This window comes from Testudinibacter sp. 'clade 2' (genome assembly GCF_006227735.1).
In the GTDB taxonomy this organism is placed as follows: domain Bacteria; phylum Pseudomonadota; class Gammaproteobacteria; order Enterobacterales; family Pasteurellaceae; genus Chelonobacter.
The window spans coordinates 1-11,758 of record NZ_VDHB01000048.1 but is presented as its reverse complement, the minus strand read 5'-3'; the positions used below and the strand labels follow the sequence as shown (position 1 = coordinate 11,758).

Below are 11,758 nucleotides of genomic sequence, written 5' to 3'. Positions count from 1 at the left end.
GATTGTGCTCATTTTAAACGACAACTCAAAATATAAACAAAGATCAACAGACCCTATTACGAGAAGTGCGGTGTGGTAGCCCATTGCTGACCAAAGGGGCATAGTAGACAAAGGCAATTGACCGCACTTTTATGTGACATAGATCACACTTATTTATCAATCCGTAAATAAATGTGATCTATGTCACATTTCTGAAATCTATTTATAAATATTTAATGTGATGCTAATCACAAATTAAATCGATAAAATTTCGCTTTCTATACTAAGCATGCTAATTTTCCACCATTGTCAATATCGTACTTTTTATGTACGTTTGAACGTCCCGTTAAAAGACCTTTAACCTAACGCTGAGGTGAACAATGTTATCTGCTAATGTAAAAGTGAAAGTCCAAAATTTTGGTCGCTTTCTGTCAAATATGGTGATGCCGAATATTGGGGCATTTATTGCGTGGGGTTTTATTACCGCACTTTTTATTCCGACCGGTTGGGTTCCGAATGAAACCTTAGGGGCGTTGGTTGGTCCGATGATCACCTATTTGCTGCCGTTACTGATCGGTTATACCGGCGGTAAATTGGTCGGCGGTGATCGTGGGGCGGTGGTCGGTGCGATTACCACCATGGGGGTGATCGTCGGTTCTGATATTCCGATGTTCTTAGGCGCCATGATTGCCGGACCGTTGGGCGGTTATGCGATCAAGAAATTCGATAGATGGGTTGACGGTAAAATCAAGAGCGGTTTTGAGATGTTGGTCAACAACTTCTCCGCCGGGATTATCGGTATGCTGTGTGCGCTGCTGGCATTGGTGCTGATTGGGCCTGCGGTGAAAGCACTTTCCGTGGCATTGGCTGCCGGGGTCGATTTATTGGTGAATGCCGGTTTGTTGCCATTAACTTCAATCTTTGTCGAGCCGGCGAAAGTCTTGTTCCTGAACAATGCGATTAACCACGGCATCTTTACTCCGTTGGGCGTGCAACAATCAACAGAATTTGGTCAGTCCATTTTCTTCCTGATTGAAGCTAACCCGGGTCCAGGTTTAGGGATTTTATTAGCTTATATTTTCTTTGGGCGCGGCAGTGCGAAGCAAACCGCCGGTGGTGCTGCAATTATCCACTTCTTCGGTGGTATTCACGAAATCTATTTCCCTTATATCCTGATGAAGCCACGCTTAATTTTAGCGGTAATCGCCGGTGGTATGGTCGGTGTGTTGACGTTAGTGCTGTTTAATGCAGGTTTACGTGCGCCAGCCTCACCGGGTTCCATCTTTGCGGTGTTGTTGATGACGCCACCACCAGCTTTTGTTGGCGTGATCACCTCGGTTATTGCTTCTTGTGCCACCTCGTTTGCTGTTGCTTCTTTCTTGCTGAAAACCGATAAACAAGTAGGCGAAGCGGTCTCTTTGGAAGACGCAACATCGCAAATGAAAGCGATGAAAATGGGCAGCGGTAAAACCGAATTGAGCGGTGCTGACTATAACACACTGAAAACCATTTATGTCTCTTGTGATGCGGGGATGGGTTCCAGTGCGATGGGCGCCAGCATGCTGCGCAAAAAAGTGCAGGCGGCAGGCTTGGATATCCGTGTGGTCAACTGTGCGATCAATGATTTGCCCGCCGATGCCCGCTTAGTCATCACCCACAAAGATTTGACCTTGCGCGCCAAACAACAAGTGCCGGAAGCAACCCATTTATCCTTAACCAATTTCTTGGATAACCCGTTCTACGACAGCTTGGTCAGTGATATTGTCGATAAATCCGGCGCCGCACAAGTCGGTATAGAGGAAGAAAGTGCGGTTGAGGCAGAACAACCGTCTGCTTTCAAACTGCAAAAAGAACAAATTTTCTTAGGCTTAACTGCTGCCACCAAAGAAGAGGCTATCCGTTTTGCCGGCGAGCAATTGGTGAAAGCCGGATTTGCCAAACCGGATTACGTGCCGGCAATGTTCGAACGTGAAAAACTGGTTTCAACCTATCTGGGCGAAGGTGTGGCGGTACCGCACGGCACGATTGAAGCCAAAGACGAAGTGATTAAAACCGGCATTGTGTTCTGTCAATATCCTGACGGCGTACAGTTCACCGATGAGGAAGACGGCGTTGCCAAACTGGTGATCGGGATTGCGGCGAAAAATAACGAACACATTGCAGTGGTGACTTCGATCACCAGTGCGTTGGACAGCGAAGAATCGATCGAACTGCTGACCACCACTACCGATGTGGAGCAAGTGCTGGCGTTATTGAAATAATCAACTGAGTAAAGGAGAGATGTTTCTGAATGAGTGCTCGATTTAAATAATGTAGGGGCGCATTGAATGCGCCCAAACCGCACTTTGCATTTTTTCTTTATAGATTAATCTCTTTCTCTTTACAAAAAGGATAGAAAAATGAAAGCATTACATTTTGGCGCCGGCAATATCGGGCGCGGCTTTATCGGAAAACTACTGTCTGATTCCGGCATTCACGTCACCTTTGCCGACGTCAACGACACAGTGATTGATCTGCTGAACCAGCAACAAGCCTATGACGTGAAAATCGTCAGCGAACAACAAAGTAAAATTGAACAAGTGGCGCCGGTTGACGGCATCAACTCAAAAAACAGTGAACAGATTATCGAAAAATTCAATCAGGTCGATTTAGTCACCACCGCAGTGGGCCCGAATGTGTTGGCGCTGATTGCGGCGACGATTGCTAAAGCCTTGGAAATGCGTTTTGCCGCGGGCAATACAAAGTATTTGAATATTATCGCCTGTGAGAATATGGTGCGCGGCACCACGTTCTTAAAAGAAAAAGTGCGGTCGCATCTGAACCCGGATTACCATAGCGCACTGGAGCAATATATCGGTTTTGTCGATTCTGCGGTGGATCGCATTGTGCCGCCGGTGGCTGCGAATGCGGAAAATCCGCTGCTGGTGACGGTGGAAGCGTTCAGCGAATGGATTGTGGATCAAACCCAATTCAAAGGCGATATTCCCAAAATTAACGGTATGGAACTGACCGATAATCTGATGGCGTTTGTCGAGCGCAAGCTGTTTACGTTAAACACCGGACATGCGGTCACCGCCTATTTAGGCAAATTAAGCGGACATCATTTAATCCGTGAAGCGATTGAAGATGAAGCAATTAAACAGCAAGTGCGCTCGGTGATGCAGGAAAGCGGTGCGGTGTTGATAAAACGTTACGGTTTCGAGCAAGAGAAACATTTCGCCTATATCGAAAAAATCCTGAAACGTTTTGCCAATCCGTATCTGCCGGACGATGTCGATCGGGTCGGGCGCGAACCGATCCGTAAACTCAGCCCGAACGATCGCTTGATCAAACCGCTGAACGGTACGATTGAATATGGTTTGCCGCATGATAATTTAGTGAAAGCGGTTGCTGCTGCGCTGCATTATCGTAACGAAACTGACCCACAGGCAGTTGAATTGCAAACCTATATTGCGGATAATGGCGTGCTGCAAGCCGTGCAGCATTACACCGGCTTAGGCGAAAGTGCGGTAGTTGCGGCGATTGTCGCTGATTACCAACAATTAAACTAAATCAAGGATTGATGATTTAACCCTATGTCCCCGTCGCAAGAACAGTCTGTTTACGAGCAGCTACAAGATATTCCCACACTACGGGGCTTGGTCACCGCTGCCGTGAATATTTTTGATCACGACGTGGATCAACTGATGCAACGGGTTTTCCGCAAAACGGATTTTGCGGTGAAATCCGTCGTGGATTCTTTGCTTGGAAGCCACGGTCCGCTAGCGGAGTTAAACGTGCGGCTTAAAGTGCTGCTCGGTTTAGGCGTATTGGAAACCGCAACTTTCCATGATATCGAACACTATCTGGCTTTAAAAGTGCGGTTAAACAACGAAAGCCAGGAATATGCGCTGTCATCGGCGCTAACGCTGGAGTTTTTGCAGCAACTGCATTCGGTGCAAGACAAAGCGATGTTACTAAAATTGGAAAAAGAGCTGCAATTGACGGCATCGGGCGTGCAAGACAACAAAGATTCGCTGTTGCTGCAAGTCAAAACCCTGCGCAGCGAAAAAATCCTGCGTTCTTATCTGCTGCTTTCGATCAGCACCCTTTGTGAACAGTTACAGATTGAAAGCCCGTTGTAATCCTGCGCTAAGCGAAGCTATCCGAACGATAGCTTGCTTTTTCAACGATAATCACTAAAATCAGCCCAATATTTTTGATTGTCGAGGATTCTACTATGACCGCACTTTTCAACCGCACTTTACCCAAAGTGGTGCTGCACGAACATATCGAAGGCTCAGTCGCACCGCACTTGGCATTGCAACTGGCGGAAAAATACCAAGTGCGGTTGCCGCCGAATTTTTTATATCAAGCGGGCGAATATGATGCGCAGGATTTCCCAAATGGGCGCTATCGTTATGATGAATCAGATTTTCGCGAGTTTGTGAAAACCTATGATACCGTCGCCGATCTGGTGCGTGATGCGCAAGATTACTATTGGGTGACCAAAGACTATCTCAGCCGCAATGCCAAACAGGGGCTGATTTACTGCGAGCTGATCACCTCTGCCTTTCATATGTGCACCAGCGTTGACGAACACGGCAACACCGCTTGGTCGGCACAGCGTTACCACGACATTATGCAAGGCATTGAACAAGCGATTGCCGAAGTGCGCTCAGAGTATGGCACCGAAACCCGTTTGCATGCCTGTGGCGTACGCCATCTGCCTTATGCGGATATGTTGGCGAGCGCCGCATTTATTGCGCAACATCCGCGCGCCTCAGTGACCGGATTTAACATCGCCGGCAATGAAAAAGCCGGGAAGTTTGCCGATTTTGCTGAATTACATCAATTGGTTGCCGATATTCCGCTGCCGAAATCCTATCACGCCGGCGAAATTTGTGGCGCAGAAAGTGTATGGCAGGCGATCCAGTGCGGTGCGGTCAGAATCGGTCATGGCATTGCCTCGATTCAGGATGCTGAATTAATCAATTTATTGATTGAACAGCAAATTACCTTAGAAATTTCCCCCAGCAGCAACCGAATTTTAGTGCCGGAATTGCGGGCTTCGCTGGCCGAGCATCCGCTGCGTAAATTGTATGATGCCGGGGTGCGGGTCTGCATCAACACCGATGATGCCGGGCTATTCGGCACTGATATTGAAAAAGAGTATCGGATTGCGGCACAGCAATTTGGCTTCTGCCGTGCCGAGTTGCTGGACATCAGCCTGTGCGCTTTAGAGTGTGCCTTTGTGGAAAGTGCGGTCAAAGCGCAACTGATCCAACAGGTTTATCAGCAATTTTCCGCACAAGATTGGCAACAGCTTGCCGACCTTATCCAAACTTGCCCGAATCCAGCGCTAAAAGTGCGCTTGCAGCAGCGCTTGGCCTATCGTCAATAATCTTCTATCAGGGCGGTATTTTAGTCGCCCTGCAATTTAAAATCCGATCCAGCTCACATTCTGTCATAAATCCGGTTCTGTTTTCAGATTTTCTTCTCTAGAATGTTTCCAAATCTCATCGAAACGTTTCGATGAAAAGTGCAGAAAAGAAAATTAAGGATACCAGATGAAGAAAACCGCACTTTTAAATGCGCAACTGTCGCATTTGATCGCCACCCTCGGGCATACCGACAGTTTGACGGTGTGCGATGCCGGTTTGCCCATTCCAGACAGCATTGAGCGGGTTGATTTGGCGCTGACCGCCGGCGTACCGCACTTTGTGCAAACGGTTGCGGTGGTGACCGAAGAATTATTTGTCGAAAGTGCGGTGCTGGCGGAGGAGATTAAAACTCAAAATCCAGAAGTGCATCAAGCGTTATTACAACAGCTGAAACAACTGGAACAGCAACAAGGCAATAAAATTGCGCTGGATTATGTCAGCCATGAAGAGTTTAAAGCGTTGAGTTGCCAATCAAAAGGCATTGTGCGCAGCGGCGAATGCACGCCTTACGCCAATGTGATTCTGCATTCCGGCGTGCCGTTTTAAGGGGAAACTGAATGCAAGCACAAACCTTATTACGCATACAAGGCATTGATAAATCCTTTCCCGGCGTGAAAGCATTGAGCAACGCCTGCCTGAATGTGTATGCCGGGCGGGTGATGGCGTTGATGGGCGAAAACGGCGCCGGCAAATCGACCCTGATGAAAGTGTTGACCGGCATCTACAGCAAAGATCAAGGCACGATTGAATATCTGGGCAACGCGGTGGCATTCAAGGGCCCGAAAGAGTCGGAAGAGGCAGGGATCAGCATTATCCATCAAGAATTGAACCTGATTAACAACCTGACGATTGCAGAAAATATTTTTCTCGGCTGCGAATTTGTCAACCGATTCGGCAAAATAGATTGGGCTAAAATGTATCGGGAAGCCGACAAATTGCTGGCGAAGCTCGGCGTGAAACACAGCAGTCGTACCTTGGCAGGCGAGCTGTCGATCGGCGAATTACAAATGGTGGAAATTGCCAAAGCGATCAGTTTTAAATCGCGGGTAATTATTATGGACGAACCGACCGATGCGTTGACCGACACCGAAACCGAGTCGTTGTTTAAGATTATTCGTGAATTGACCGCCGAAGGCTGCGGTATTGTTTATATTTCGCATCGGATCAAAGAGATTTTTGAGATTTGCGACGATGTGACCGTGCTGCGTGACGGCGAATTTATCGGCGAAAGTGCGGTGGCGGATCTGAATGAAGACCGTCTAATTGAAATGATGGTCGGTCGCCGCTTGGACGAATACTACCCGCATTTAGAAAAAGCCTGTGGCGAAACACGCTTGACGGTCAGCAATCTGTCCGGTAGTGGCGTGCACAATGTCAATTTTACGCTGTATGCCGGCGAAATTCTGGGCGTTTCCGGTTTGATGGGCGCCGGTAGAAGCGAACTGATGAAAGTGATCTACGGCGCATTGCCGAAAACCGCAGGCGAAGTGCGGTTGAATGGCAAACTCGTGGAAAATCGCAGCGAACAAGACGGTTTGCAAAACGGGATTGTGTACATCTCCGAAGATCGCAAAGGTGACGGTTTGGTGTTGGGGATGTCGGTGAAAGAGAACATGACCCTGACCGCACTTCAGCATTTTTCCCAATATGGCTATATCCAAAAAGGCGCAGAACGCTTGGCGGTCGATGATTTCATCTTGTTGTTCAATATCAAAACCCCAAGCCGCGATCAACAGATCGGACTACTGTCCGGCGGCAACCAGCAAAAAGTGGCGATTGCCAAAGGCTTGATGACCCGTCCGCAGGTGCTGATTCTGGACGAGCCGACCCGCGGCGTCGATGTCGGGGCGAAAAAAGAGATCTATCAATTGATCAATAAATTTAAAAACGAAGGGCTGAGTATTATTTTGGTCTCTTCGGAAATGCCGGAAGTGTTGGGCATGAGCGATCGGATTTTGGTGATGCACGAGGGCGAAATAAGCGGCGAATTTATGCGCGGCGCGGCGACACAAGAGCAGCTGCTGGCGGCGGCAATCGGCAAAACGGTCACAACTGATTTGAGGTAAACGGAAAAATGGTCACGACAACAAAAAAGACAACTTTTAATTTGAAGGGATTTTTAATCGAACAACGTTCGATTATTGCACTACTGGTATTGGTGTTTATCGTTTCGCTGCTGAATCCCAATTTCTTCAGCATAGATAACATTTTAAATATTCTGCGTCAAACTTCGGTGAATGCAATTATCGCAGTCGGCATGACCTTTGTGATTTTGATTGCCGGAATTGACCTGTCGGTCGGTTCGGTGTTGGCGCTGACCGGCGCTTTCGCCGCCACCATGGTCGGCTTGGACATCTCGATTTTTATCGTGGTGCCGGTGGTGTTGATTGCCGGGCTGCTGCTTGGCGGCGTCAGCGGTTTGATTGTCGCCAAAGGCAAAGTGCAGGCGTTTATTGCCACTTTGGTCACCATGACCTTATTGCGCGGTGTCACCATGGTTTACACCGACGGTCGTCCGGTCAGCACTGGTTTTTCCGACAGTGCCGATCAATTTGCGTGGATTGGCACGGGCTATTTGTTCGGTATTCCGGTGCCGATCTGGATTATGGTGTTGGTGTTTGCGGTCGCATGGTACATTTTGCAGCACACCCGCATGGGGCGCTACATCTATGCGTTGGGCGGCAACGAAGCAGCAACCAAATTGTCCGGCATTAATGTCACCAAAATCAAACTGTTCGTGTTTGCCGCCAGTGGCATGTTGGCTGCATTGGCCGGGCTGATTGTCACCTCGCGTTTATCGTCGGCACAACCGACTGCCGGGGTCAGCTATGAACTGGATGCGATTGCGGCAGTGGTGGTGGGCGGCACCAGTTTAATGGGCGGCAAAGGGCGTGTGATGGGAACCTTAATCGGAGCGTTGATTATCGGTTTCTTAAATAATGCGCTCAATATTTTAGATATTTCATCTTACTATCAGATGATAGCAAAAGCGGTGGTTATTCTGGTTGCGGTACTGGCGGATAACTATTTGGGTAACAAAAGTCTTAAGGCATAAATTTTAGTCATCACATAAGCACTGTAAAGTGCGGTTTAATTCACCTTAACGTTTAACAACGAGGAAACAGTATGAAAAAATTAACGACAGTCGCATCTGCATTAATCATGAGTTTGGCGGTCAGCGGTTCTGCGTTGGCGAAAGAAACGCTTGCGTTGGCGGTTTCGACCTTAGACAACCCGTTCTTCGTGAGCCTAAAAGACGGCGCGCAAAAAGAGGCGGACAAATTGGGCTACAATTTGGTGGTATTGGACTCACAAAACGATCCGGCGAAAGAGCTTGCCAATGTGGAAGATTTGCTGGTGCGTGGCGCTAAAGTGTTACTGATTAACCCGACTGATTCCGAAGCGGTCGCCAATGCGGTGATGCGAGCAAACAAACAAGGCGTGCCGGTCATCACCCTGGATCGTGGTGCAGCCAAAGGGGAAGTGGTCAGCCACATCGCCTCTGATAACGTTGCCGGCGGCAAACTGGCCGGGGATTTCATTGCGGAAAAATTGGGCAAAGAAGCCAAAGTGATCCAACTGGAAGGCATCGCCGGTACTTCGGCGGCGCGTGAGCGTGGCGAAGGCTTTGCGCAAGCGGTGGAAGCAAACGGCTTTGCCTTATTGGCAAGCCAACCGGCGGATTTTGACCGTACCAAAGGCTTGAACGTGATGGAAAACCTGTTGGCGAGCCAAAGTGCGGTGCAAGCGGTGTTTGCACAAAATGATGAAATGGCATTGGGTGCATTGAGAGCGTTGCAAGCGGCGAAAAAAGAGGTGTTAGTCGTCGGTTTTGACGGCACTGATGATGCCGTGCGTGCGGTGGAAGCCGGCAAATTGGGCGCAACGATTGCGCAACAACCGGAAAAAATCGGCGAATTGGGTGTAGCAACGGCGGATCGCGTATTGAAAGGCGAGCCGGTTGAAGTGATGATTCCGGTGCCGTTGAAAGTGGTGAGTAAATAATTTAACAGAAATCGGGCGGATATTTCCGCCCGATTTGATGTAAAAATAAACTGATGTAAAGCAGGTAGTTTATGACACAAACAAAAAAACTGGTGGTGCTGGGCAGTATTAACGCCGATCATGTCCTTGCCGTACCACACTTTGTCAAACCGGGCGAGACATTGGCGGGCAACGGGTATCACATCGCTTACGGCGGCAAGGGCGCTAATCAGGCAGTAGCAGCAGCTCGTCTAGGGACGCAGACCGATTTTATCGCCTGTATCGGTGACGACACTTTAGGCACAGCGATGAAAAATGCGTTTGCACAGGACGGCATCAATACCGACAGTATTGTAACGATTCCGAATGAAATGAGCGGCATTGCGATGATTCAGGTGGCGGCAAGCGGTGAAAACAGCATTGTATTGGCGGCCGGCGCCAATGCGTATTTAGATCAGGCGGTAGTCGACAAATTTGCCGACAACATCGCACAAGCCGATGCGTTGCTGATGCAGTTGGAAACACCGTTATCCGGCATCACTGCCGCGGCTAAAATAGCCAAAGCCAACGGCACGCAAGTGATTTTAAATCCGGCACCGGCACAATCGTTGCCCGATGAACTGTTAGCGCAGCTGGATATGATCACCCCGAACGAAACCGAAGCCGAGATTCTGACCGGGATTAAAGTCAATGATGAAGCCAGTGCCACACAGGCTGCCAACGTATTTCATCAAAAAGGCATTGCGACGGTGCTGATTACGTTGGGTGCAAAAGGCGTATTTGTCAGCGAAAAGAGCGGTTTTCGCGGCATTATTGCCGGTTTTCGCGTGCAGGCAGTTGACACAACGGCTGCCGGTGATACCTTTAATGGTGGCTTGCTGACCGCCCTTTTAGAGGGCCAAACCTTGAGCGAGGCAATCCGTTTTGCCCATGGTGCCGCAGCGATTTCGGTGACCCGTCACGGCGCACAACCGTCGATTCCGACCCGAGAGGAAACCGAGCGGTTTTTACAGGCGCAGGTATAATCGCAAAATAAGGGAATGATATGGCGACGATGAAGGATATAGCCCGTTTGGCACAGGTTTCCACCTCGACGGTGTCGCACGTCATCAATAATTCCCGTTTTGTCAGCGATGAAATTCGCGATAAGGTGCTGGCGGTGGTGCGTGAGTTGAATTATACCCCGTCGGCACTGGCACGCAGCTTAAAAATCAAAGAAACTAAGACCATTGGAATGCTGGTGACCGCCAGCGCCAATCCGTTTTTTGCCGAAGTGCTGCGCAGTGTGGAGCGCTATTGCCACCGCCATCAATATAACTTGATTTTGTCTTATACCGACGGAGACGGCGAACGGCTGCAACGCAATCTGGAAACCTTGATCCGCAAACAGGTGGACGGCTTGATTTTGATGTGTGCCGAATCCCATTGGCAATTAAATGATGATATCAGCCAGCGGCTACAGCTGCCGATGGTGATGCTCGACTGGTGGCCGACCGCACTTAATGCGGATAAAGTACATGAAAATTCAGAATATGGCGGCTATTTGGCGACAAAAACCTTGATTGATGCCGGACACCGCGATATTGCGATTATCACCGGCAGTTTCAAAAAATCACTGGCGTTAAATCGTTTGAACGGTTATCAGACCGCACTTTCACAGGCGGGTATTCCGTTCAGACAAGATCGGGTGTTCGAAAGCCATTTTGATATTGCCAGCGGCATTGAAAGCATGCAGCAGATCCTGCGGCTCGATCCGCGCCCAAGTGCGGTATTTGCCTGTTCGGATACGATTGCCATCGGCGCTTATCAGGCGGTTTGGCGCGCCGGCTTGCAAGTCGGCAAAGATATTTCGATTATTGGCTATGACAATATCGAATTGGCGCAATATCTGTCGCCACCGCTGACCACGATTCACCAGTCAAAAAATAATCTGGCGAAACAAGCGGTGGAAATGCTGTTGCAACGGATTAAACAACCAGATTCAGAAAACCGCACGTTAACCCTTGAACCGCACTTAGTATGGCGCGAATCGGTGGCACTGCGGGATTAAAATATAGGATTGATATGATCAAAGTGGGGAGCGATTATATATCGCCCCGAACCGCACTTTGCATCTTTTCTTTATTTATTAAGTGCTTATACCGCACTTCGCAAACGAGCGGATATATAATCCGCCCCTACCTTGCCTCATCAAATATCTTTGTCAATAATCTGATGCCGAATGTTACCATTCGGCATTTATTTTTATCCTTTAATCCGATATTTCAGGCATTTCAAGGTGAAATCAGTATCTGGCTAACGCAGTACTTTTTCGCCATATTCATACACCTGTTGCAATAACGCCAGTTTTTCAGGATTATTTTGGTGCTGTT

10 protein-coding genes are annotated in these 11,758 nt (G+C 48.7%); all 10 read left to right on the top strand.

The window, feature by feature from the left end:
• Window positions 1-359: 359 nt before the first annotated feature.
• The 10 genes from FHQ30_RS04380 to FHQ30_RS04335 all read left to right on the top strand — a co-directional run bounded on the left by FHQ30_RS04380 (window position 360) and on the right by FHQ30_RS04335 (window position 11,436).
• Complete coding sequence (locus FHQ30_RS04380) at window positions 360-2,240, top strand: PTS mannitol transporter subunit IICBA (protein ID WP_139611147.1); 1,881 nt, start codon at window positions 360-362, stop codon at window positions 2,238-2,240.
• A gap of 138 nt (window positions 2,241-2,378) precedes the next feature.
• Window positions 2,379-3,530 carry a mannitol-1-phosphate 5-dehydrogenase gene (locus FHQ30_RS04375; RefSeq protein ID WP_139611146.1) on the top strand — a complete coding sequence of 384 codons (1,152 nt, stop codon included), beginning with the start codon at window positions 2,379-2,381 and terminating at the stop codon, window positions 3,528-3,530.
• Window positions 3,531-3,554: 24 nt separating this feature from the next.
• Window positions 3,555-4,103 (top strand): MltR family transcriptional regulator, encoded by a 549-nt coding sequence (locus FHQ30_RS04370; RefSeq protein WP_139611145.1) that lies wholly within the window; start codon window positions 3,555-3,557, stop codon window positions 4,101-4,103.
• 95 nt (window positions 4,104-4,198) lie between these two features.
• The gene (gene add, locus FHQ30_RS04365) at window positions 4,199-5,362 is read left to right on the top strand and encodes an adenosine deaminase (protein ID WP_139611144.1); all 1,164 of its coding nucleotides are present in this window, start codon (window positions 4,199-4,201) and stop codon (window positions 5,360-5,362) included.
• Between the two features lie 166 nt (window positions 5,363-5,528).
• Window positions 5,529-5,948, top strand: coding sequence for a D-ribose pyranase (rbsD, locus tag FHQ30_RS04360; protein WP_139611143.1), 420 nt, complete (start codon window positions 5,529-5,531; stop codon window positions 5,946-5,948).
• A gap of 11 nt (window positions 5,949-5,959) precedes the next feature.
• A complete protein-coding gene (gene rbsA / locus FHQ30_RS04355) occupies window positions 5,960-7,468 on the top strand; it encodes a ribose ABC transporter ATP-binding protein RbsA (RefSeq protein WP_139611142.1) in 1,509 nt (502 codons plus the stop codon).
• An 8-nt stretch (window positions 7,469-7,476) separates the two neighbouring features.
• The gene (rbsC, locus tag FHQ30_RS04350) at window positions 7,477-8,457 is read left to right on the top strand and encodes a ribose ABC transporter permease (protein ID WP_139611141.1); all 981 of its coding nucleotides are present in this window, start codon (window positions 7,477-7,479) and stop codon (window positions 8,455-8,457) included.
• 71 nt (window positions 8,458-8,528) lie between these two features.
• Complete coding sequence (gene rbsB / locus FHQ30_RS04345; protein WP_132967987.1) at window positions 8,529-9,407, top strand: ribose ABC transporter substrate-binding protein RbsB; 879 nt, start codon at window positions 8,529-8,531, stop codon at window positions 9,405-9,407.
• 71 nt (window positions 9,408-9,478) lie between these two features.
• The gene (gene rbsK, locus FHQ30_RS04340) at window positions 9,479-10,411 is read left to right on the top strand and encodes a ribokinase (protein WP_139611140.1); all 933 of its coding nucleotides are present in this window, start codon (window positions 9,479-9,481) and stop codon (window positions 10,409-10,411) included.
• Between the two features lie 20 nt (window positions 10,412-10,431).
• On the top strand, window positions 10,432-11,436 hold the full coding sequence (locus tag FHQ30_RS04335; RefSeq protein WP_139611139.1) for a substrate-binding domain-containing protein: 1,005 nt from the start codon (window positions 10,432-10,434) through the stop codon (window positions 11,434-11,436).
• Window positions 11,437-11,758: the final 322 nt, after the last annotated feature.